Origin of the sequence: Brucella sp. TWI432 (assembly GCF_039674445.1) — a bacterium.
GTDB classification, from domain to species: Bacteria; Pseudomonadota; Alphaproteobacteria; order Rhizobiales; family Rhizobiaceae; genus Brucella; species Brucella chromiisoli.
This window is the reverse complement of record NZ_JBDJNL010000023.1, coordinates 23,342-43,606: the sequence shown is the minus strand read 5'-3', so window position 1 is coordinate 43,606 and position 20,265 is coordinate 23,342. Positions and strand designations below refer to the sequence as shown.

Sequence of the window (20,265 nt, the reverse complement as noted above, 5' to 3'; positions counted from 1 at the left end):
AGCTGATAGTCCTGCAACAAAACAGGGCCGCGCTCACCCGCAGTCAGGGAATTCTGGTTATCCGGGATCGGTGCACCAGCACTTGTCGTCATAATCGGACGGTCTGCCATGTTAATCCTCAATTTCTTAATAACTTATATAAAATTTATAGTATAGTAATAGGGATATCTATTATAATAGACGTGCGTTAATTAAATATCGATTGTGTCAATATCTGGAACTTCATACTTTTATCATTCATTTACTGAATAAAAATACCAAGAGCATGTTGCGATCTGCAAACCGCAACGCGCTTAAAACGGATAGAGCATTACCGCCGATCCCGCATAATCTTGAAGAAATCAGCATTCACTCCATAATGAGTGAAGTGATCTTCGCACTGAATGGATCAATCAGATTGCTTAGATTGAATGAAGATCAATATGGTTTGGTCTGAAATCCCCCGGCAAAGCACGAGAGATTGATAACGTTGCATCATCAGCGCTCATACGCTGATTAATCGGGGTGATGCTCAAATATTACAATAGCCTTGATTGATCGCATAAAATAATGCGTCTTCGCTGGCGTTGATTTTTTGTGAGTCTTGAGTCGATCATGTCGAAGTTTGATACGTCTGCCCTAGAAGCCTTTGTTCGTCACATTCCTCAAAACTACAAAGGTCCGGGCGGCGTTGTCGCCGTTGTGAAGGACGGCGAGGTCGTGTTGCAGCACGCCTGGGGTTTTGCCGATCTTCGCACCCGCAAGCCGATGACGCTCGATACGCGGATGCCGATCTGTTCGGTCAGCAAACAGTTTACCTGTGCTGTGATGCTTGATGCGGTGGGCGAGCCTGAGTTGCTCGATGATGCGCTTGCAGCCTACCTCAACAAGTTCGAAGAGGAGCGCCCCACCGTTCGCGATCTCTGCAACAACCAGTCCGGCCTGCGCGATTATTGGGCACTAACTGTCCTGTGCGGTGCCGATCCGGAAGGTGTGTTTCTGCCAGAGCAGGCGCAAAGCTTACTGCGCCGCCTGAAGACCACACATTTTGAACCGGGTTCGCATTACTCTTATTGCAACGGCAATTTCCGCATTCTGGCGGACCTGATCGAAGCGCATACCGGGCGCACGCTGGTCGATCTTCTGTCTGAGCGGATATTTCAACCTGCAGGAATGAAGCGTGCCGCGCTTATTCCCGACACGGCGCTGTTTGACGAATGTACAGGCTATGAAGGCGATACGGTTCGGGGCTTTCTACCTGCCACCAATCGCATTCACTGGATGGGCGATGCAGGCATTTGCGCATCGCTTAATGATATGATTGCCTGGGAGCAGTTTATCGATGCAACGCGCGATGATGAACAGGGCCTCTATCGGCGGCTGAGTGGTCCGCAAACGTTTAAAGACGGTGCTGCGGCACCTTATGGCTTTGGCCTCAATTTTCACGAAACGGGCGGTAAGCGCCTAACGGGTCATGGTGGTGCATTGCGCGGCTGGCGCTGCCAGCGCTGGCATTGTGCGGAGGAACGCACCTCGACAATCGCCATGTTCAATTTTGAAGGCGGGGCCTCCGAGGTTGCCTTCAAACTGATGAATATTGCTTTGGGCGTATCGTCATCCGATGTGGTGCGCGTCGATGCCGATGCGGCATGGTTTGGTTCGTGGCTCGATGAGAAGACGGGGCTTGTTCTCAGTCTTGAAGATGCTGGTCATGGCCGCATGAAGGCGCGTTTTGGCACCAGCCCGGAAATTATGGATGTGGTGAGCGCAAATGAGGCGCGTTCAGCTATGACCACGATTCGGCGCGAGGGCGATGTGATTGAACTTTCCCGCGCAAATGAAAACCTTTCGCTGATCATGAACCGTGTCAAAGGTGAAGCGAGACAGGATATCATCGGGCACTATCACAGCGATGAGCTTGATGCTGATCTGCTGCTGGTTTCCGAAGGCGGCGCAATCTATGGCGCGTTTGAAGGCTTCCTTGGCAAGAGCGATATGTATCCGCTTTATAGTGTCGGGGCTGATGTCTGGCTGATGCCTGTTCAGCGCTCGATGGATGCACCGTCGCCCGGCGAGTGGAAGCTTGTTTTCCGCCGTGACGACAAGGGTGCGATCACAGATTTGAGTATCGGCTGCTGGCTTGCACGTGACGTTGAATACAGGAGAGTTGAGCCATGAGTGAATTGCAGCGCAGATTGCACGCATGTTCATGGCTCTGCCGTGTAAAACCTGTTCCATAGTGTATCCTTCCATACGCAGGAAAAGATCGCACCATCAAACTCTAGGACCAAATACCTTGCCCGGAGTGAACAATACTCCGGGCTTTTTTACACCCGCTTTGCGGGCAATCGCATACTCGTATAGGTGAAAACCAGCGAGAGGACATAGATACCCGCAAAGACAAAGTTAAGCCCGGCAATCCAGTCATTGTTATCGCCATAATGAAGCAGCAGCAGCCAGACAAACAGCGCTTTGGCCGCCGTCATCAGCACCATGCTCAATGTGCGCAAACCAGTCTGGCCACGTGCATAGAGAATTTCTGTTTGATACTCGATCAAATTGCGGAAGCCCGGCACCAGCAGCACCAGCGGCAAAAGTCCAACAATCGGCGCAACGCTTGCACCAAGCGCTGTCGGAAAAAATTGCAGAAAGATCACCATGGCGCCAAGACCTGCAACCGAAACCACAAAGACCGCAAATTCCAGCCCTATCTTGATACGCAGTGAAGCCAGCATATCCGGGCTCCGCATGAGCTTTTGCACCAGCATCATATTAAATGAGCGGATCGGCAGTGCTGTAAGGTCAACCAGACGCATGATAATCGCATAGACACCGGCCGTCGTTGGACCGCCGATGCTCAGAACCAGCAGCTTATCGAGTTCGCTCTGGATGTAAAACAGCAGTTCCGCCCCCATCACGGCAATTGAATCGGAAACACGCCGTATATATAGCCGTGGCTCGAAACGCAGTTTCACCCTTGGGTAAAAGCGCAATGCAAAGATCAAGCCGACAGCATTTGCCCCTGCATACCACCACGCCCAATGCACAACATCATGCTTGGTGGCGAAGAACATGAACAAAACAGCGGCAATAGCACGCATGGTTGTACCAAAAATCACCAGAAGCGCTGAAATGCCAAAGCGCCGCAAACCGTTATTGACGATGATGATCATTTCAATCGAACGCCACAACAGCGCCTCGGCGACCACCACAACGGCAAAAGGCAGGAATGATATATCCCGGCCAAAGAAGATGAAATAAACGAGCCAGGAACAGAGCGCGAAAAGCGGCAAAGAAAGCACAAGCGCTGCAAGATAACCTGCGGTATAGGTTCCAAGCAGCAGCGGTTTGACCGTCGAGATACGATAAAGCGGAGAGCTAAAACCAAGCGAAACGAGGCGTGAAAGAACCACACCCGTGCCGGATGCCGTAGCAAAAATGCCAAAATCTCCGGTGGGCAGTGTATTTGCCAGCGCTACAAAATAGAGCAGTGAAACGACCAGACGCCCGGCAGAGCCGGAAAAAAGCGAGAAATAATCCCGCACCATTGCACTGCGGCTACCCAATAATTTCTGGAGTGCTTTCGCGATCACTCAAGGCCTCGTGCTTTATCTTGTCTCACGCTTTAAAGCCGTCTCACCGGCTATGAGATCGAGCTTAGCAAAAAAGACTTAATTAAAACCCACTACGCCTTATCATTGATCCGTGCGTTAACCATTTCTTCTCCATAAAAAAACTATAATCAGCAGAAGACTAAGTCATTTCGGGGTACGGACATCTTTGACGATGAGCGGTGAGGACAAACGCAATAAGGGAAGAGAAGAGAAACCTCTTCTTGCATTTTCTGACGCGCCTGAGGCAAGCCGCGAAGAATCCGACACGTCCAAACGTGAAAAGCAAACGATTACCCCGCCTTGGACGCCGCCTGCGACGCCTGAAGAACGCGCTGAACTGTTCCGCAACCAGCAGGAAAAGAAAGCAACGGAAGAACAAGAGGTTTCCGAGCTGCGCGCCCGCATGGCCTCTATCAAAGCCGAGCTTGAACGCAAGATTGCTGAGCGCGAAAATGGCCTGAAAGATCAGGCTGTTGAAAAAGCCAAACCGGAGCCGAATCCTATCGCGACAATCGCAACACAAGCCATCCAACATGAAGTGCGGGATACGGAATGGAAGCCACTGGTTGATCCGCGTGTCGCAATTGAAATCGTCAAAGGGTCTCGTCGATTGCTTCTGGCAACGACCCTGATCGGTGGCCTTGTAGCAACGCTTTATGCACTGACAATTCCGCAGATGTTCGTGGCCACGACCGATCTTCTGGTCGATCCGCGCAATGTGCGCTCCGTCGGCACTGAGTTGACACCCGGCCAGCTGCCAACGGATGCCTCTTTGGCTATTGCAGAAAGCCAAGCACGGCTGCTTGATTCAAGCAGTGTATTGCTCAAAGTCATTGACCAAGCCAATCTGACGAAAGACCCCGAATTTAACGGAACCTTTGTCCCCACCGGCGTTGCAGGCTTTTTTGCGCAGCTTAAAAGTGTGATCAGCCCCCAGACCCAAAGTGACGGTCAGGCTCTTGAAACGCGTGTTCTCTATAACCTTTATGACAGCGTAACCATCGGTCGCGACCCCAAGACCTTTATCTATTCTGTCTCAGTTAAAACCCGCAGTTCGGAAAAGTCGGCTGAAATCGCCAATCTTATCGGATCCGTTTTCCAGAAAGAACTTGATTCACTGCAGTCGGATGTCGCGCGCCGCAATTCGGACGAGCTTTCCAAGCGCCTTGCCGATATGCGCAGCAGCGTCGAAACGGCAGAAAAAGCGGCAGCAGATTTTCGTGCCTCGCGTGATCTTGTTGATGTCGATGGCAAACTGATCAGCGACAACGACCTGACACGTCTTAACGATCAGCTGACAAACCAGCGCGCTGAAAGCATGCGGCTTCAAGCGCGGATTCAAGTGCTCAACGATGCCAATACAGGCAGCGTCATTTCCGGCACCTTGCCGGAAGATTTACGTTCCAACACATTGACGGCACTACGCGCGCAATATGCGCTTGCGAGCCAGAACGCCAATGGTGCGTCCACCCAGCTTGGTCCGCGTCATCCGCAATTCATTCAGCTTCAGTCGCAAAAGCAGACTGTACTCAATGATATTGATGCCGAATTGCGTCGCATTCGTGCTTCATTGCAGGTCGAAGTCGCGCGGTCGCTGCAACAGGAAAAAGACCTGAACGCACGTCTTGCACAGCTCAAGTCTCAACAGGCCAACAGCAACAACGACCGCGTGAAACTGCGCGAGCTGGAGCGTGAAGCAACAACTTTACGTTCGGTCTATGAAGCATTCCTTCTGCGCTCGCGCGAAACAAGCGAACAGGAAGGCATCACGACGACCAATGTTCGCGTGATTTCTGAAGCACGTCCGCCGCTCGACCCGGCAGGATCGTCGCGCAAGCTGATCGTCATTGCCGGACTGATTGCAGGCTTTATGCTCGGTCTGGCGATAACAGCCGTCCGCAATTTCGGACGGCTGGTGCGTCTATCCTAAGAAGTTTCAGGAAATACGCGAAACTTTGCGGCCGCTGGCACGTAAAATTCCCTGCGCACCATCCAGATGACCCGCTTTCAATTCAAGCGCCAGAAACCGACGCTTTTCATAGGGGCCGGGCATCGCAAGATCGCCGGTCTTTTCAGCAGTAAAGCCGAAACGCCCGTAATATTCAGGATCACCAACCAGCAGGATGGCACCATGACCCATGCGCTTTGCCTGAGCAATTGCGTGCTGCATCAGGGCCGAACCGATACCACAACCGGCAGCCAATGGGTCCACCGCAAGCGGACCGAGCAAGAGTGCGGAAACCGGAAAGCCAAATGCGTCGAGACCGGCATGAACGTTCCACAGCCGGACGGTGCCCACAAGCAGACCATCGGCAGCCATTGCCGAAAAAGCCAGACCTTCCGCTGGAAGACGCCCACGACGCAGTTTTTCCGACGACTTTCTGCGGCGGCCCTCACCCATGGCGCGATCAAGCAACGCTTCGCGCGCAATGACATGCGCAATTGCTTCGCCCACAATGGTGAAAGCAGGTGCAAAAACCGGCAACAGGCCGGTTACAACATTTTCCTGAATTTCCAGATTAGCATTCATGACATCTCACCCCAATACGGGCAGCAACACATCCCGCCCAGCGCATTGCAGCGCCGGGCAGATGAAGAGAACCTTTCAGTTGTCTGAAAGATTAGATGACGTAGGATCGGAGCGGTTCGAAGCCGTTGAATGCCACCGACGAATAGGTGGTGGTATAAGCACCTGTGCCTTCGATGAGAATTTCATCACCGATGGTCAGCGACACTGGCAACGGATATGGCGTCTTTTCATACATGACATCCGCGCTGTCGCAGGTTGGGCCAGCCAGTACACAAGGCTCGGTTTCACCGCCATCGCGTGGAGTCACAATCTGATAGCGGATCGCCTCGTCCATGGTTTCGGCCAGACCGCCGAATTTGCCGATGTCGAGATAAACCCAACGCACATTGTCATTGTCCGACTTGCGCGAAACCAGAACCACTTCTGTCTTGATCACGCCTGCATTGCCAACCATGCCGCGGCCCGGTTCAATGATGGTTTCCGGAATGCGGTTGCCGAAATGCTTTGAAAGCGCATCGAAGATCGCCATGCCGTAGGCCTGAGCGGTCGGCACGTCCTTGAGGTAACGGGTTGGGAAACCGCCACCCATATTCACCATGCGCAGCACAATGCCTTCGTCAGCCAGCGTGCGGAACACCGATGCAGCATCGCCAAGCGCGCGATCCCATGCACTCAGATCCGTCTGCTGCGAGCCAACATGGAACGATACACCATAGGAGTCGAGACCGAGCGACTTTGCATGACGTAGCACGTCGATAGCCATGGCAGGCACGCAACCGAACTTGCGTGACAGCGGCCATTCAGCGCCTTCACCATCCGTAAGCACGCGGCAGAACACGCGACTGCCGGGAGCAGCACGTGCAACCTTTTCGACTTCTTCTACGCAATCAACGGCAAAGAGGCGGATGCCCAGTTCGAAAGCGCGCGCAACATCGCGCTCCTTCTTGATGGTGTTGCCATAAGAGATGCGGTTTGGGGTGCTGCCTGCTTCCAGTGCCATTTCGATTTCGGCAATCGATGCCGTATCGAAGCACGAGCCAAGCGATGCAAGAAGACTCAGCACTTCCGGCGCAGGATTTGCCTTCACAGCATAGAAAATGCGCGAGTAAGGCAATGCCTTTTCAAAATTCTGATAGTTTTCGCGCACGACGTCGGTGTCAACGACGAGGCAAGGGCCATCCGGGCGGCGGGTGTTGAGGAAGTCGATAATACGCTGTGTAGCCATGGTCGTTCTCCCGCACGGCTTATTCTGATGCCGCATTCTAAGGGACAAAGTATGCATAAGCGCATTCGCGGTGAGGCCAGCCTTTGGAGATGCTGAGGTCACGCGAAAACTCATGCGGCGGTGGAACAACGCTAAACCCGCGTTACTCCGCTTTGTCTGCCTTGGATTGGAATTGGAGAACCGCATCCGCACTTCTGGCAATGAAGGTGTGCCTCTTCAGTAATTCCGGCTTTTGGACAGCCGAAAGACACTAGAAAGGCCCGCACCGTCGTTGCTTCAAGATGTCCTCGATCTGGCGGTTGGCCTACAGATCGACTGGAGCGGTTAGGTCCAGGTACCGTACCGAATTCCTCACCATTCGAGGATCGGCGGACACCCACAGGCACGTGCGACTTTGGGCAAGGGCGATATAATCGCAATGATGTGTCCATTCAATGACAAATCTTTGTCGCGGCAAAATTATTTTTGCGGCGGGTAATCCACCCGCTGCGCTTGCCATTGTTCAATAATAGTGAAACATTCTACCGCAAAGCTTAAGCTTTAATTGACTATATCCCCGGAATCTCGTCGCTGGTTGTGAACAATGACGCCTTTCGATCCGCTTAACGCGATCATCGCAAAGCCCGAAAAACCCCTGCCCTCAGCGGAAGGCGGACGGCCTAAAGGTGAGCGTGTGGCTGTAAAAAGCATTTCTGACGTGGCCGGAATGCCAAATGGGCGCAGAAATCGGCAAATTTTGACCGAATCAGTTGCCCGCCAAAGCAGCGACAGCACGCGTTTCACACAACAATTGGAAACAATCATTGGCGACAATGCGGCGCGCACCTTGCCAACCGTACCGGATGCTGATTGCACTCTATCGACACATTCTTGAAAAGCAGGACCAGGCCATGGATACCCTTACACGTATGCGCGCATTCATCGACGTGGTCGAAGCGGAAGGTTTTTCGGCTGCTGCGCGAAAGATCGGACGATCCAAGGCGCTGCTTTCCAAATATGTGCGTGAGCTGGAAGACGAGCTCGGCGCACGACTTTTAAACCGCACAACACGCCAGTTCTCGCTGACAGAGGCAGGCCATACCTATTACCATCGTGCGGTTGAGATCATTCGCGAGATTGATGCGTTGCAGGATGCCGTCAGCGAAACAAGCTCGGATGCGCGCGGTCGCATCAAGCTTTCAGCGCCGCGCACCTTTGCCGATGCGGTGATCGGGCAATCGCTGATCGATTTCTGTCTGGCCCATCCGGAAATCGTGCTCGACGTGCGGCTGGATGATCGTTTCGTTGATATGGTGGAAGAAGGTTTTGACCTCGCAATCCGCATTACGCGCCTGCAAGACTCTTCTCTCATCGCCAAAAGGCTTTCGCCTTTCCATTCCGTGCTTTGTGGTGCACCGTCCCTGATCGAACGCGTTGGTAAGCCTGAACGCCCGGAAGATCTGGCTGACAAGCCTTGTATCATTGATACCAATGCGCGCTCACGCAACAACTGGCATTTCCGCAATACTGACGGCTCAATGATGACGGTAACGGTCAATGGCCCGATTGAAATCAACAGCCCGGTTGCAACCAAAACTGCCGCACTTGCAGGACTTGGTTTTTGCTCGCTTCCGGCCTTTATTGCGGAAGAAGAAATCGAGCGGGGGCGCCTCATTCCTTGTCTTGAGGAGTTTATCGTCAAGGACGGCGGTATTTATGCCGTCTATCCGCATCGCCGCTACCTCCCGGCCAAAATCCGCGCGCTTGTGGACTTCCTGACCCAATGGTTCAAGGATCGTGAAGCACGTGCATAGAAAAGGCCGCCCTCGTCCCACTTTTGCCGCCTTCACGACTATGCGTTAGAGACGAATTCACGGAACCCCTATATGCACGATTTGCGCTCATGGCTGAAACGCCCGATTGTCCTTGCCGTAACACTGACCACAGTGTTGACGCCCATGGCTGCGAAAGCGCATCCGCATGTTTTTGCCGATGCAAGGCTGGAGCTGACGATTGCGCCGGACGGCACGGTGGACAAGCTCGCGCATATCTGGCGTTTCGATGATGTGTTTTCATCAACTGTTTTGATGGAGTTTGACAAGAACGGTGATTTGCAGCTCGACAGAAATGAGCTGATTGACCTTGGTCATGTGATCAACGGCTCTATCGCCGAATACAAATATTTTCAGACTGTGCTTGCGGACGGAAAAGATGTCAAAATGGCGCGCCCCACCGACTTGGCCGCAGACTTCTCCGACAATCACCTGCTGATCGTTTTTACCAGCAAACCAGAAAAGCCACTGAAGCTTGAACCCGGACACACGGTCAGCTTCGGTGTGTATGATCCGACCTTTTATACGGCCATCGACTATGTGAGTGACAAGGAACTTGTCGTCAAAGGTCTGCCTGCGGGCTGCAAATCCAAGGTGGTGCGCCCTGACCCCGATGAAGCCCTTGCGCAAAATCAGGGCACACTGACAGACGCCTTTTTCAATGATCCGGCTGGCACAGATATGTCAAAGATTTTCGCCACCCGCCTTGAGATACACTGCGAGAAAAAGGGATAAACAGCCTTATGAAGAATTCGGTCCGTTTCATTCTCACAGCATGCCTTATGATGATCGCCGCCAACGCTCTGGCACAATCATCATTGGGCATTGGTGCCAATGAAGTCGCCATGAAACCGACCGGACCTTTTGCGCATATCATTTTATGGATGAATGAACAGCAGCGCAGCTTCTATCTCGCCATGACCACCGCGCTCAAAGCCATGCGTGAAGACCCATGGCAGGCATCGGTGCTGATCGGCCTTTCCTTCATTTATGGTATTTTCCATGCCGCCGGCCCCGGCCACGGCAAGGCGGTGATTTCATCTTACATGATCGCCAATGAAACGGCGCTGCGCCGCGGTATCATGCTGTCTTTCGTCTCGTCGATGTTACAGGCCATCATTGCGATTATCGTGGTGGGACTTGCATGGCTTTTGCTGCGCGGCACCGGAATTTCGATGAACCAGACGGCGCGCTATATGGAAATAGCGAGCTTTGCACTGGTGCTGTTCTTTGGCCTCTGGCTTCTGATCCGCAAGCTGCCGCTTCTGTTTCGGAAACGCGACAGCGCCGAACCATCTCCGACAAGCACTCTTTTTGCGGCATCGCCTCAGACAGCAATGGCCAGTGGTCCTGCATGGCAGGGCAGCGTTTCGCAAAGCACACGCGCGGCAGCCACAAGCAGCACCGTCAAGCTGAACTACAAACCCGCCAATGCCGCGGCGGATCACGTCTTTATCGGCGAAGGCGATATCTGCGCAGACTGCGGCAGTGCCCATATTGCCGATCCATCAGCCCTAGAAGGCGAATTTAACTGGAAAACGGCATGGTCCGCCATTCTGTCCGTCGGTCTGCGCCCCTGCTCGGGTGCACTGATCGTGCTCACATTCTCGCTTTTGAATGGCATTTTGCTTGGTGGCTTGCTCTCAACCTTCGCAATGGCCTTTGGCACATTTATAACGGTTGCAGCACTCGCAACCCTTGCCGTCACCGCCAAAAATACAGCCCTGCGCATTGCGGGACACAATGCGGCTTCCGGCAGGCTGAAAGCTGGAATTGAAGTTGCGGCAGCACTGTTTATCGCCTTGACCGGCGCATTGCTGCTTAGTGCTGCTTTGAGCTATTAATTTTCTTCTGATAGCGCGCGCGCAACCAGAATATCGCGAAAAAGCTCAACACGAAGACGATCGGAAAGATGACGGCGGCAATCTGCGAACGCTCGCCAAGCATCAACATGATAGTCGGCACAAAATAAGCGATAACGCCGAAGCCGACCAGAATGACGGCTGCGGCGATTGCCGGATTGCTCTTCTTCGGTTCAGCCACCAATGCGAAAATCCTCTAACTTTCTGATCTGCTGACCGTCACTATCAAAATTTTCGGGCGCAAGCCATGCCTGAAAGGCATTCTTTAATGCAGGCCATTCATTATCGATGATGGAAAACCAGGATGTATCGCGGTTTTTGCCCTTCACGACCATATGCTGGCGAAACGTGCCTTCAAACGTAAAACCAAAACGCATCGCTGCACGCTTGGAAGGCGCATTTTCATCGTTGCATTTCCACTCATAGCGGCGATAGCCAAGCTCATCGAAAACATACTGCATAAACAGAAACTGTGCTTCCGTTGCAGCCGGCTTGCGTGAAATCAGCGGCCCCCAATAGACACTTCCAATCTCAATTACACCATGAAGCGGATCAATACGCATCAGCGCCTGACGACCAGCGACCTTGCCGGTTGCTTTATCGACAACCGCGAAGAACAAGGAATCTTCATTGCTCGACGCCTTTTCAAGCCAGGGCTGAAAAGCCTCACGCGTTGCCGGTGGAACCTCGAACAACCAGGTAAAGCGCTGATCCGCATCCTCAACCGACGAGGCCGCAAAAAGCTCGTCACCATGCTTTTGTGCATCAAGTGGCTCAAGCCTGACATAGCGGCCCTCCAGCGCCTTGCGCTCCGGCTTCGCTCGGGTGGTCCAGTTCTGCAAATCAGTCATGTCATGCTCCCGTTTAGAGCGTGTTTCGATCTGAATTCATCAGATCGGCGCTTTCACTTATTATTCTCACGCACATCTTATCCGAAAGCCGCTTCACGCTTTTCGGGATGCGCTGTTTTCAGACAGGAGCATAAAAGACGGATCACGCAAACAGGAAAATTGTCACCCTTATTTTTCTCTTATTGCGGCACGATCCACGGAGACGGCTTTGACCAGCGCGATGACATGCTCCCCTTCCCGAAGCGCAAGCTCATCAACCGAACGTCGCGTCAGCCGTGCCCCCAGACGTCGCCCTTGAAAATCCAGTTCCAACAGCGCATTCGGCCCGTCAGCGCCAATAATTTTTCGGATGGTAACAGGCAGGATATTACGAATACTGATGGAATCTGGAACAATACGGGCGATGGAAACATCCCGCGCACGAACCCGCAGTCGCACATGCATATTTTCGCGCAAGCCAGCATCACCGAGTTGAAATGTTGCACCATCTAGGTTGATTTCGGCCAGCTCATATCCGGCATCGTACTTTGCAACAGTGCCCTCGAGAAGCACACCACCGTTGTCGCCTTCCGGGTCGATCAGCGGGAAAATCTCGGCAGCCGGGCCGCTGGCCTTCACTTTGCCAGCCGACAACAGCACGATCTCATCGGCAAGCCGGGCGACCTCATCGATTTCATGACTCACATAGACAATCGGCACATGGCTTTCATCCCGAAGCCGTTCGATAAAGGGTAATATTTCCTGCCTGCGGGCATGGTCAAGCGACGACAGAGGTTCGTCGAGCAGCAAAAGTGCAGGATCGGACAAAAGCGCACGGCCAATGGCCACGCGCTGGCGTTCACCGCCTGAAAGGGTTGCCGGACGACGATTGAGCAAGTGATCAATGCCCAAAAGCGCGACGACCTCATCAAGGCTGCGGGTGGTTTCACGGCGGCCAGCCCAGCGCGCATAAGTGAGATTGCCCTTCACACTCATATGCGGAAACAGCCGTGCCTCCTGAAAAACATAACCGATACGGCGCTTTTCGGGCGGCAGGTTGATAGCCTTTTGGGCATCGAAAAGCACGAAATCGCCAATCGCTATCCGCCCGGTTTCCGGGCGTAATGTACCAGCAATCATCTTGAGCAGCGAGGTCTTGCCAGCACCCGAATGACCAAAAAGTGCTGTCACGCCCCAACCGGCTGAAAAATTGGCCTCAACTGCAAACTTACCATTGCGGCCAGTGACAAAAACGCTAAGCCCGCTCATTTTGCGTCTCCTGCGAGCTTGCGCTGCAACCATTCAGAAAGCACCACCGCGCCAATCGAAATGGCTGCGGAAACCGCAATCAGGCGCAGCGCTTCTGCATCACCCGTTGGCGTCTGCAACAAGGAATAAATAGCCAGCGAAAGCGTTTGTGTCTCGCCGGGAATGTTGGAAACAAAGGTGATCGTCGCGCCAAACTCGCCCAATGCCTTGGCAAATCCCAACACACCACCGGCCAGAATACCCGGCAGCAAGGGCGGCAATATCACCGTGCAAAAAGCCGTCAGCCTGTTGGCTCCGAGCGTGCGCGCTGCTTCTTCCAGCCCACGGTCCAGCCCTTCGATAGAAAGGCGTATCGGGCGAACAAGCAATGGAAATGCCATGACGCCAGCAGCAAGGGCGGCCCCCGTCCACCGGAAAGAAAAGGAAAGGCCAAGCCATTCCTGCAAGGGTGCGCCAAGCGCACCCCGCGATCCAAACAGGATCAAAAGCAGATAACCCGTCACCACCGGCGGCAACACCAGCGGCATGGTAACGATGGCCTGCGCAAGCGACTTGCCCGGAAAATTAAACCGGGCAAGAATCCATGCAACAAGAAAGGCGACTGGCAGCGCCACAACAATTGCTATCCCGGCAACCCGGAGCGACAGAGCAACAATCTGCCAAACATTCCCTTCCATCATTACTGTGCCGCCTCTTTAGCGCCTACAAAGCCCTTGTCCCTGATGATCGCCTGACCGGCATCGCTTTCAAGGAACGCAAGGAATGCCTTGGCGGCATCATTTTCGTTCTTTGCAATCAATGCGGCCGGATAAAGGATCGGCGCATGGCTTGAGGCCGGAAAGCGATAGGCTTCAACCAGATCAGGCACCACAGCACGATCCGATGCATAGACAATGGCCGCTTTCACTTCGGCGCGGCTCACATATTGCAGCGCAACACGCACATTTTCCGTGAACACGGCGTTTTTTTCAACGTCATTCCAAATGCCGAGCTTTTCAAGGGCTGCCTTGCCATATTTGCCTGCCGGAACATTGGACGGATCGCCCATGGCAAAACGACCAGCGCCCAAAAGGTCCTTCGCATCGCCCTTTGCATCGTCCTTCTGCGTTGCAATCACCAGCGCATTGCCAGCAATCACCTTGCGCGATGCTTTGTCGATCAGGTCAGCTTTTTCGACATAATCCATCCAGTCAAGATCGGCGGAAATGAAAATCTGTGCCGGAGCGCCCTGCTCGATCTGCTTTGCCAGAACCGAAGATGAAGCAAAGGAAGCAACAACCTCTGTGCCATCCTTGGCCTTGAACTGCTTGGCGGCTTCCTCAATCACGTCTTTCATGCTGGCGGCGGCAAAAACGGTAACCTTCTCGGCTGCCTGCGCGACCGATGCGATACTTCCAGCGAATACAACGAGGAATGCAGCGAGTATTTTTTTCATGTGCGTTCTCCACTTTGTCCCCGATTGCGGACAAACACCATCATACGCCGGAGCATCCAGCGCTGTTCCTGTTCAGGCACCAAGTGTCAAACTCAATGCTCTGACTTGCGATGATGGGTATGATGGAAGCAAACGCGACCCGGATGCCGTCAGACCCTTTTCACACGGGCGCCCATGCAAAAGCCGCCCGAATTTCCGCAACGAATCCAAATCGTTCCGAAAACACGGTCACATTAATGCGCGTTATTGAGTTTTGCCAGCCCCTCAGCCGTGATGCGGCATCAGAACCCACGGGCGCTGATCAGCGCCCGATATGCTTGTGGCTTGAACCGCGAAGCTTGGCGAGCTGGACCTGCTTTTCACGTTCCGCAAAACGTGCACGATCTTCCGGCGTGCGCTCGTCATAGCAACCAGCGCAGGAAATGCCTTCCTCAAAAAACTGCGAAAGCTTGTCTTCTGCGGTGATTGGGCGGCGGCAGGCACGGCAAAGCTCGATATCGCTTTCCGTCAAACCATGGCCAATTGCCACGCGTTCATCAAACACGAAACAATCACCATTCCACATGCTTTCTTCGCGCGGCACTTCTTCAAGATATTTCAGAATGCCGCCCTTGAGGTGGAACACATCATCAAAGCCAAGCCCCTTGACGAAAGCTGTCGCCTTCTCACAGCGAATGCCGCCGGTGCAGAACATGGCAATCTTCTTGCCTTCAAGCTTGTCGCGGTTCTGCTCCACCCATTGCGGGAATTCGCGGAATGTCTTGGTGTTTGGATCAAGCGCGCCTTCGAATGTGCCAATGGCATATTCATAATCATTGCGTGTATCGACAACCACAGTGTTGTCATCGGCAATCAGCGCATTCCAGTCCTTGGGCGCAACATAAGTGCCAACGCTTTTTAGCGGATCAATGCCGTCCACACCCATGGTGACAATCTCGCGCTTTAACCGCACCTTCATGCGGTAAAACGGCATTTCGCTGGCATGGGAATACTTGAGTTCAGGATTGGCAAGCGCAGGAATTGCGGTGATAAAGGCAATCAGCTTCTCAATGGCAGGCTTACTTCCAGCAACCGTGCCATTGATCCCTTCAGCAGCAAGCAGCAGCGTCCCCTTGATCCCGTTCGCGCAGCAAAGCTCAGCCAGCGGCTCGCGCAGGCTTTCATATTGCGGCAGCGGTGCAAAGCAATAAAGGGCGGCAACGGTGAAGGGCAAATTGCTCATGGTTTCTATCTCTTTTGAATTTAACCCGGACTAGTCCCCGAACGCGGCAAATTCAAGTTATTTATCCCCCGACCCTCCTGGGCAGCGACAATCTGGCATCGATCACTGTAATTTTCACAGGAGAAACCAGATGTTTGACACAAATACTTTCGCAGAAATCATTGCGCTGGCACAAGAAGCAGGGATTGAGCCTGCAACCCTTCTCGCAGTGGCAGAAGTAGAAAGTGGCGGCCGTGCACTTTATCACATCAAGGGTGTACAAGAACCGGCCATCCGCTTTGAAGGTCACTATTTTGATCGCAGACTTTCGGGGCGCGTGCGTGATCAGGCACGCAAGGCTGGATTGTCATCGCCAGAAGCAGGGCGCGTACGCAATCCCAAAACGCAAAGCGAGCGCTGGCTTCTGCTCGAGCGGGCCATGTTTATCCATAAAAAAGCGGCGCTTGAATCCACCTCATGGGGATTAGGCCAGGTTATGGGTGCGCATTGGGAATGGCTGGGTTATGGCAGCGTTGATGAACTGGTGGCCGAGGCACGCAATTCAGTTGGCGGACAGATCGGACTGATGCTGAACTTCATCGACAAAGCAGGATTGAAAACAGCCTTGCAGGCGAAAGATTGGCGCAGTTTTGCACGGCGCTATAATGGGCCAGCCTTTGCGCGCAATCAGTACGACACGCGCATGGCGACAGCCTATGAACGTTGGAACAAAAGCCTGCATCACCTGGCCAAGACGGCTTAAACGCCAAAAGTCCTGACAAAGCGGCGCTAGTTATTCTCGTTGTCATCATCGCCGTCGTCGGTTTCCGAAATCCACGCGGTCGGCTCAATCTTTTGCTGGGTTTTGCTGTTTGTGAAGATCCACCATCCGGTGTCGGTCTCGTCCCAGTCGCCGCCGCTCGCTTTCAGCCTATCGAGCGAACGGTATTGGCCTACGGATTCATTGCGTTGATCGTCATCATCAATCCAGACCACAGTGACTTTGCGGCCATCTTTTGGCGCGGTGTCTATCGGCAGTTCCTTGCGCATGCACATCTCCTTTTTATGCATAAGGATAGCGCGCTAGGCCGTGCACTTATAAATAGTCTAGCTATTTGAATGGATTAGTGATTCAAAGGTCTCGGATTTGGAGGTCTTTGATGTCACGTCGCCGCTATGAATTTACAGAACGCGAATGGTCGATTATTGCGCCGCTGTTCCCATGCAAACCTCGTGGTGTACCCCGCGTCGATGATCGCATGGTACTCAATGGCATTCTATGGCGCTTCCGCACAGGATCGTCATGGTCTGAAATCCCTGAGCGCTATGGTGTTGCAACGACTTGCTACAACCGGTTCGTTCGTTGGCGACGTGCTGGTGTCTGGGATCGACTGCTGGAGGCCGTCTCTCAAGCCTATGACGGTGATATCGTGATGATCGACAGTACCTGTGTCCGCGTTCACCAGCACGGAGCCACAGGAAAAAAGGGGATGCCGACGGGTACTCCGGTTTTCATCAACACGGAAAACATTGCTGCCATCGATACCTTTGGAGCTATTACCAGAGTACTCATTAATACAGCTGGAGCTGACGGCCAATTGGTCGCGATTGGCGTAACTGAGGGCATCCATACTGTTGCTCAAATCGTTAACAACGCCACCTGAGGTGAGTACCCGCCGTGATAGATGAGAAGCGTGCTGACACCCTCGAAAAGGCATCTATTGATGCATCTACGGAAGGTCTTAAGGCTCTTCTTCTCTTGAACGGCGGGGCATGCCTAGCGCTGCTTGCATTCCTGTCTGCGGTTATGGCTTCAAGCGGGATGTCACCTTCTAAGGCAAAGTTCATAAGCGCTGCGACAATTTCGCTTCCTTTTTTTGCTGTCGCGGCGGGCCTGTCAGTTGTCACATGTGTTGTCGCTTATCTGTCTAACCAGGAGTATTCGAGTCATTATCGAGGATCGACAGAGAAAGAGCATGAGCAAATCGCGAAAAAGCTTAACAAAGTGGGCGTTGGGCTTGCCGCTCTGTCGCTCGTGCTTTTCTTTATCGGCATCGGCGCATTTTGGTTGCGCTCAATGTGAACCGGCACGGTAAAACAAGGCTTAAACGAACGCTATCTGCAACAGCTACAAGCGCGAGGACGAGCATTCTCAGAAATATGCGCCTGTGCATGTCTCGCTTATTTTCGTGTTCTTTTATATTATTCGTACACTTTTATTGTTGCAGCCCATCTATTTTTCGTGTACATAAATTCATATGAAGATCGTATGGGACGAACCAAAACGCGAAGCCAATCTTGCCAAGCACGGCATGGATTTTGCATCGCTCACTATTGAGTTCTTTGAGAACTCCAAAGTACTACCAGCCAAGAATAACCGGCTTCAAGCTATTGGCCGTCTTGCAGATGGAACAATCGTTGTGATCTTCATAACCCTCGGCACAGAAGCGCTCTCAGTGATTTCAATGCGCCCTGCCCGTAAGGATGAAAGGAACCTGATCTGATGGCTATCAAATTTAGACCCAAACATGGCGATGAACACGGTTACACCAAGCAGGATTGGGATGATGTATCTGACAATCCGCGCATCACCAAATCCGATATGGCAAAGGCCAAGCCATTCAAAGAAGCACTGCCAGAACTATATGAAAGCATACAGCGCTCAAGAGGAAGGCCGAAGGTCGAAAACCCAAAAGAGGCCGTAACTCTCCGCCTTGATCCTGCTATAGTAGCCAAGTTCAAGGCGAGCGGGAAGAACTGGCGTGCAAACATGCACGAAGCCCTGCGCAAAGCCGTGGGGCTTTAAACGCACGGCCGAACTACGGCTTCTTGGGCTTAAAAATATAAGCCGCTACGTGCTTTTAGCCTAATGCCATCATGAAAGTGTCAGTTGTCTTCCATTAGGGAGACACAGATTTTTCTTAAAATTTGCCCCACAAATTCCTGGGTCTTGTTCGAATCAAAAATAAACTCGGTGATAGCACTTCTAATTTATGAGGGTGCTTTCATGACTGTTAACAAGCGGATAATAAAAATTTCTATTTCATGGGTTATAGGCTCACAGAAGTGCGCCATTAATCTCCACGCAACACTTATAGCGCTCATTGCCATATATTGCTTCGTGCATAAAATTAACCCGCTATCGATGGATTTTAGTAAGATTTACGGCAACACATTTGAAACTGTGAGCTGCTTATTTGCTATGATCATTTTTAACAAAATGCTTATAGAGGCGAAGCGCAGATTTAACGAAATAGAACCCTTAGGAATTCTAATACTCACAATTGGCGGAGCTTTGATAAAAATCGGTGCGCACTTTCCAATAATTATCATTTTGCAAGCACTCGTTACAAAAGTGAAATGAAAAAGCGGCCTCAAAGCCGTTTTCTCTGTGGCGCAAATCATCACCATAACTACTTAATCACTCTTTCGGTTTACCGGGTCAAGCCCTCCAGCTTGTGATTTTTGGTGAAACATATCCCCAATGAACCGCCAGCACATCAAGGCAATCGCGCAGGTGATCAGCGGCATAGTTCTTCCGCCGTTTGTCACTGCAAATATTGTCGAGACTTAAGCCTTGCCCTGCAACTTTGCTGATCAGATCATAGCCTACGATGCCGAGCAAATCCCGGCATTGCTTAAGCTGCTGGCCTGCCTCAATCTGGCTTTCGCTTATGGTTGTGCGCGTGCAGCCGCCGTCTACAGGCTCCCTGCTATAGTCGAATGAACCTGCGCCCGATCCGCCCAAGCGTTCGTAATAATGGCAAAACCGTTTAGCCGCTTGAAGTTGAGAGGTGTTCAAATGACCGCGCGCGGCCATTGTGATAATCGCACTCTCTTTCGCGTTGTGAGGCAGCTTGACTTTACGCCGGTTGAAACTTGTCTGAGGACGCGCCGGATTAAAATCTGGATTTTCAGTGCTCAAAAACACGACTTTTTCTTTTGGTTGCCACTTCTGCGGGGTTGGTCGAGCCTGCATTTAATCCTCCTACTAAGCAGCAAATTTTATGACGTTGAACGGCTCCAGTCCTTCGGCCAGCCGCAACTCATCAACAAACGCAATAAGCTTCACCCATCCCATTCGCCTGCCGAAGCCGGGACGACCGATTTTCTTTAAAGAGTAGATAGTTTGAATGCGCCGCATGTCGTAACCACGCGCATATAGGAAATGCTGCAATGCATCATAGCCGCTTGATGCTCCACGCTCGAACCTACGAACGCCTTTTCTCGCTATATATTCGTTAATCAAAACGGCTTCTGACTTCATGTTAAATCTCTTTTTTCAAAACGTGCTTTTTGCGGGTTTCGTGGCTGCGCTCTATGAAAATCGAACTCAAAACTTCATGCTCTGGAATTGATAGAAGCTCGGAAATATCAAGCGTGTCCAAACCCTGACGAAATAATTTCAGTGGTGAGCTTGTACCGATTTCAGCTTCTCCTTTGCGGCTAGAACAGGAAAAAACTTATCCAGAACGGCAAGCCTGCGTACTTGTTGATCTGGGGTCAGCG

The 20,265-nt window shown here is 52.4% G+C and carries 25 protein-coding genes; 12 read left to right on the top strand and 13 right to left on the bottom strand.

Annotation, left to right across the window (positions count from 1 at the left end):
- On the bottom strand, positions 1 to 110 hold a 110-nt coding region (locus ABE527_RS19425; protein WP_499694877.1), incomplete at its 3' end, for a catalase.
- Positions 111 to 594: 484 nt separating this feature from the next.
- Between ABE527_RS19425 and ABE527_RS19420 the strand changes: the two genes are divergently transcribed.
- On the top strand, positions 595 to 2,157 hold the full coding sequence (locus ABE527_RS19420) for a D-aminopeptidase (protein ID WP_499698010.1): 1,563 nt from the start codon (positions 595 to 597) through the stop codon (positions 2,155 to 2,157).
- A gap of 149 nt (positions 2,158 to 2,306) precedes the next feature.
- Here ABE527_RS19420 and ABE527_RS19415 read toward each other — a convergent pair whose 3' ends face one another.
- Positions 2,307 to 3,572, bottom strand: a complete 1,266-nt coding sequence (locus ABE527_RS19415) for a lipopolysaccharide biosynthesis protein (RefSeq protein WP_265986419.1) — start codon at positions 3,570 to 3,572, stop codon at positions 2,307 to 2,309.
- A gap of 193 nt (positions 3,573 to 3,765) precedes the next feature.
- Here ABE527_RS19415 and ABE527_RS19410 point away from each other — a divergent pair, with 193 nt between their 5' ends.
- Entirely contained in the window at positions 3,766 to 5,523 is a 1,758-nt protein-coding gene (locus ABE527_RS19410; protein ID WP_499698009.1) for a GumC family protein, read from the top strand.
- 6 nt (positions 5,524 to 5,529) lie between these two features.
- Here the strand turns inward: ABE527_RS19410 and ABE527_RS19405 are convergent, their stop codons facing one another.
- On the bottom strand, positions 5,530 to 6,123 hold the full coding sequence (locus ABE527_RS19405) for a GNAT family N-acetyltransferase (protein ID WP_499698008.1): 594 nt from the start codon (positions 6,121 to 6,123) through the stop codon (positions 5,530 to 5,532).
- A gap of 91 nt (positions 6,124 to 6,214) precedes the next feature.
- Entirely contained in the window at positions 6,215 to 7,348 is a 1,134-nt protein-coding gene (locus tag ABE527_RS19400; RefSeq protein WP_265986422.1) for a type III PLP-dependent enzyme, read from the bottom strand.
- Positions 7,349 to 7,931: 583 nt separating this feature from the next.
- On the opposite strand from ABE527_RS19400, the gene ABE527_RS19395 reads away from it, so the two are divergent.
- The 4 genes from ABE527_RS19395 (at position 7,932) to ABE527_RS19380 (ending at position 11,003) form a co-directional block, all read left to right on the top strand.
- On the top strand, positions 7,932 to 8,222 hold the full coding sequence (locus ABE527_RS19395) for a hypothetical protein (RefSeq protein WP_499695167.1): 291 nt from the start codon (positions 7,932 to 7,934) through the stop codon (positions 8,220 to 8,222).
- A gap of 16 nt (positions 8,223 to 8,238) precedes the next feature.
- Complete coding sequence (locus tag ABE527_RS19390; RefSeq protein ID WP_265986424.1) at positions 8,239 to 9,141, top strand: LysR family transcriptional regulator; 903 nt, start codon at positions 8,239 to 8,241, stop codon at positions 9,139 to 9,141.
- A 72-nt stretch (positions 9,142 to 9,213) separates the two neighbouring features.
- Complete coding sequence (locus ABE527_RS19385; RefSeq protein WP_499698007.1) at positions 9,214 to 9,894, top strand: DUF1007 family protein; 681 nt, start codon at positions 9,214 to 9,216, stop codon at positions 9,892 to 9,894.
- Between the two features lie 8 nt (positions 9,895 to 9,902).
- Complete coding sequence (locus tag ABE527_RS19380) at positions 9,903 to 11,003, top strand: nickel/cobalt transporter (RefSeq protein ID WP_499698006.1); 1,101 nt, start codon at positions 9,903 to 9,905, stop codon at positions 11,001 to 11,003.
- Here the strand turns inward: ABE527_RS19380 and ABE527_RS19375 are convergent.
- The 6 genes from ABE527_RS19375 to trhO all read right to left on the bottom strand — a co-directional run bounded on the left by ABE527_RS19375 (position 10,981) and on the right by trhO (position 15,777).
- Positions 10,981 to 11,202 (bottom strand): hypothetical protein, encoded by a 222-nt coding sequence (locus tag ABE527_RS19375; protein ID WP_499695166.1) that lies wholly within the window; start codon positions 11,200 to 11,202, stop codon positions 10,981 to 10,983. The genes ABE527_RS19380 and ABE527_RS19375 overlap by 23 nt on opposite strands.
- A complete protein-coding gene (locus tag ABE527_RS19370; RefSeq protein ID WP_499698005.1) occupies positions 11,195 to 11,872 on the bottom strand; it encodes a GNAT family N-acetyltransferase in 678 nt (225 codons plus the stop codon). Before ABE527_RS19370 ends, ABE527_RS19375 begins: the two co-directional genes overlap by 8 nt.
- 168 nt (positions 11,873 to 12,040) lie before the next feature.
- On the bottom strand, positions 12,041 to 13,120 hold the full coding sequence (gene modC / locus ABE527_RS19365; RefSeq protein ID WP_499698004.1) for a molybdenum ABC transporter ATP-binding protein: 1,080 nt from the start codon (positions 13,118 to 13,120) through the stop codon (positions 12,041 to 12,043).
- Positions 13,117 to 13,800, bottom strand: coding sequence for a molybdate ABC transporter permease subunit (modB, locus tag ABE527_RS19360; RefSeq protein WP_499698003.1), 684 nt, complete (start codon positions 13,798 to 13,800; stop codon positions 13,117 to 13,119). The genes modC and modB overlap by 4 nt, the downstream gene beginning before the upstream one ends.
- Entirely contained in the window at positions 13,800 to 14,555 is a 756-nt protein-coding gene (gene modA / locus ABE527_RS19355; RefSeq protein ID WP_499698002.1) for a molybdate ABC transporter substrate-binding protein, read from the bottom strand. The genes modB and modA overlap by 1 nt, the downstream gene beginning before the upstream one ends.
- A gap of 301 nt (positions 14,556 to 14,856) precedes the next feature.
- Positions 14,857 to 15,777, bottom strand: a complete 921-nt coding sequence (gene trhO, locus ABE527_RS19350; protein ID WP_499698001.1) for an oxygen-dependent tRNA uridine(34) hydroxylase TrhO — start codon at positions 15,775 to 15,777, stop codon at positions 14,857 to 14,859.
- A gap of 130 nt (positions 15,778 to 15,907) precedes the next feature.
- On the opposite strand from trhO, the gene ABE527_RS19345 reads away from it, so the two are divergent.
- The gene (locus tag ABE527_RS19345) at positions 15,908 to 16,519 is read left to right on the top strand and encodes an N-acetylmuramidase family protein (protein WP_499698000.1); all 612 of its coding nucleotides are present in this window, start codon (positions 15,908 to 15,910) and stop codon (positions 16,517 to 16,519) included.
- Positions 16,520 to 16,545: 26 nt separating this feature from the next.
- Here the strand turns inward: ABE527_RS19345 and ABE527_RS19340 are convergent, their stop codons facing one another.
- Complete coding sequence (locus tag ABE527_RS19340) at positions 16,546 to 16,806, bottom strand: hypothetical protein (RefSeq protein WP_499695162.1); 261 nt, start codon at positions 16,804 to 16,806, stop codon at positions 16,546 to 16,548.
- Positions 16,807 to 16,916: 110 nt separating this feature from the next.
- Between ABE527_RS19340 and ABE527_RS19335 the strand changes: the two genes are divergently transcribed.
- The 5 genes from ABE527_RS19335 to ABE527_RS19315 all read left to right on the top strand — a co-directional run bounded on the left by ABE527_RS19335 (position 16,917) and on the right by ABE527_RS19315 (position 19,120).
- The gene (locus ABE527_RS19335) at positions 16,917 to 17,420 is read left to right on the top strand and encodes an IS5 family transposase (protein WP_499697999.1); all 504 of its coding nucleotides are present in this window, start codon (positions 16,917 to 16,919) and stop codon (positions 17,418 to 17,420) included.
- A gap of 14 nt (positions 17,421 to 17,434) precedes the next feature.
- Positions 17,435 to 17,839, top strand: coding sequence for a hypothetical protein (locus tag ABE527_RS19330; protein ID WP_499697998.1), 405 nt, complete (start codon positions 17,435 to 17,437; stop codon positions 17,837 to 17,839).
- A gap of 175 nt (positions 17,840 to 18,014) precedes the next feature.
- Positions 18,015 to 18,260 (top strand): BrnT family toxin, encoded by a 246-nt coding sequence (locus tag ABE527_RS19325; protein ID WP_499695656.1) that lies wholly within the window; start codon positions 18,015 to 18,017, stop codon positions 18,258 to 18,260.
- The gene (locus ABE527_RS19320) at positions 18,260 to 18,562 is read left to right on the top strand and encodes a BrnA antitoxin family protein (protein ID WP_499697997.1); all 303 of its coding nucleotides are present in this window, start codon (positions 18,260 to 18,262) and stop codon (positions 18,560 to 18,562) included. Before ABE527_RS19325 ends, ABE527_RS19320 begins: the two co-directional genes overlap by 1 nt.
- 201 nt (positions 18,563 to 18,763) lie before the next feature.
- Positions 18,764 to 19,120, top strand: coding sequence for a hypothetical protein (locus ABE527_RS19315; RefSeq protein WP_499697996.1), 357 nt, complete (start codon positions 18,764 to 18,766; stop codon positions 19,118 to 19,120).
- Between the two features lie 78 nt (positions 19,121 to 19,198).
- Here the strand turns inward: ABE527_RS19315 and ABE527_RS19310 are convergent, their stop codons facing one another.
- Together ABE527_RS19310 and ABE527_RS19305 are read right to left on the bottom strand one after the other, a co-directional pair.
- Positions 19,199 to 19,735, bottom strand: coding sequence for a hypothetical protein (locus ABE527_RS19310; protein ID WP_499695658.1), 537 nt, complete (start codon positions 19,733 to 19,735; stop codon positions 19,199 to 19,201).
- Between the two features lie 12 nt (positions 19,736 to 19,747).
- Positions 19,748 to 20,023 carry a hypothetical protein gene (locus ABE527_RS19305; protein WP_499695659.1) on the bottom strand — a complete coding sequence of 92 codons (276 nt, stop codon included), beginning with the start codon at positions 20,021 to 20,023 and terminating at the stop codon, positions 19,748 to 19,750.
- Positions 20,024 to 20,265: the final 242 nt, after the last annotated feature.

What these genes read in the sequence shown, in the direction of transcription:
- ABE527_RS19420 (WP_499698010.1), top strand. Translation starts at nt 595, where the DNA reads ATGTCGAAGTTTGATACGTCTGCCCTAGAAGCCTTTGTTCGTCACATT.
- ABE527_RS19410 (WP_499698009.1), top strand. Translation starts at nt 3,766, where the DNA reads ATGAGCGGTGAGGACAAACGCAATAAGGGAAGAGAAGAGAAACCTCTT.
- ABE527_RS19405 (WP_499698008.1), bottom strand. Translation starts at nt 6,123, where the DNA reads ATGAATGCTAATCTGGAAATTCAGGAAAATGTTGTAACCGGCCTGTTG.
- ABE527_RS19400 (WP_265986422.1), bottom strand. Translation starts at nt 7,348, where the DNA reads ATGGCTACACAGCGTATTATCGACTTCCTCAACACCCGCCGCCCGGAT.
- ABE527_RS19395 (WP_499695167.1), top strand. Translation starts at nt 7,932, where the DNA reads ATGACGCCTTTCGATCCGCTTAACGCGATCATCGCAAAGCCCGAAAAA.
- ABE527_RS19390 (WP_265986424.1), top strand. Translation starts at nt 8,239, where the DNA reads ATGGATACCCTTACACGTATGCGCGCATTCATCGACGTGGTCGAAGCG.
- ABE527_RS19385 (WP_499698007.1), top strand. Translation starts at nt 9,214, where the DNA reads ATGCACGATTTGCGCTCATGGCTGAAACGCCCGATTGTCCTTGCCGTA.
- ABE527_RS19380 (WP_499698006.1), top strand. Translation starts at nt 9,903, where the DNA reads ATGAAGAATTCGGTCCGTTTCATTCTCACAGCATGCCTTATGATGATC.
- ABE527_RS19370 (WP_499698005.1), bottom strand. Translation starts at nt 11,872, where the DNA reads ATGACTGATTTGCAGAACTGGACCACCCGAGCGAAGCCGGAGCGCAAG.
- modC (WP_499698004.1), bottom strand. Translation starts at nt 13,120, where the DNA reads ATGAGCGGGCTTAGCGTTTTTGTCACTGGCCGCAATGGTAAGTTTGCA.
- modB (WP_499698003.1), bottom strand. Translation starts at nt 13,800, where the DNA reads ATGATGGAAGGGAATGTTTGGCAGATTGTTGCTCTGTCGCTCCGGGTT.
- modA (WP_499698002.1), bottom strand. Translation starts at nt 14,555, where the DNA reads ATGAAAAAAATACTCGCTGCATTCCTCGTTGTATTCGCTGGAAGTATC.
- trhO (WP_499698001.1), bottom strand. Translation starts at nt 15,777, where the DNA reads ATGAGCAATTTGCCCTTCACCGTTGCCGCCCTTTATTGCTTTGCACCG.
- ABE527_RS19345 (WP_499698000.1), top strand. Translation starts at nt 15,908, where the DNA reads ATGTTTGACACAAATACTTTCGCAGAAATCATTGCGCTGGCACAAGAA.
- ABE527_RS19340 (WP_499695162.1), bottom strand. Translation starts at nt 16,806, where the DNA reads ATGCGCAAGGAACTGCCGATAGACACCGCGCCAAAAGATGGCCGCAAA.
- ABE527_RS19335 (WP_499697999.1), top strand. Translation starts at nt 16,917, where the DNA reads ATGTCACGTCGCCGCTATGAATTTACAGAACGCGAATGGTCGATTATT.
- ABE527_RS19325 (WP_499695656.1), top strand. Translation starts at nt 18,015, where the DNA reads ATGAAGATCGTATGGGACGAACCAAAACGCGAAGCCAATCTTGCCAAG.
- ABE527_RS19320 (WP_499697997.1), top strand. Translation starts at nt 18,260, where the DNA reads ATGGCTATCAAATTTAGACCCAAACATGGCGATGAACACGGTTACACC.
- ABE527_RS19315 (WP_499697996.1), top strand. Translation starts at nt 18,764, where the DNA reads ATGACTGTTAACAAGCGGATAATAAAAATTTCTATTTCATGGGTTATA.
- ABE527_RS19310 (WP_499695658.1), bottom strand. Translation starts at nt 19,735, where the DNA reads ATGCAGGCTCGACCAACCCCGCAGAAGTGGCAACCAAAAGAAAAAGTC.
- ABE527_RS19305 (WP_499695659.1), bottom strand. Translation starts at nt 20,023, where the DNA reads ATGAAGTCAGAAGCCGTTTTGATTAACGAATATATAGCGAGAAAAGGC.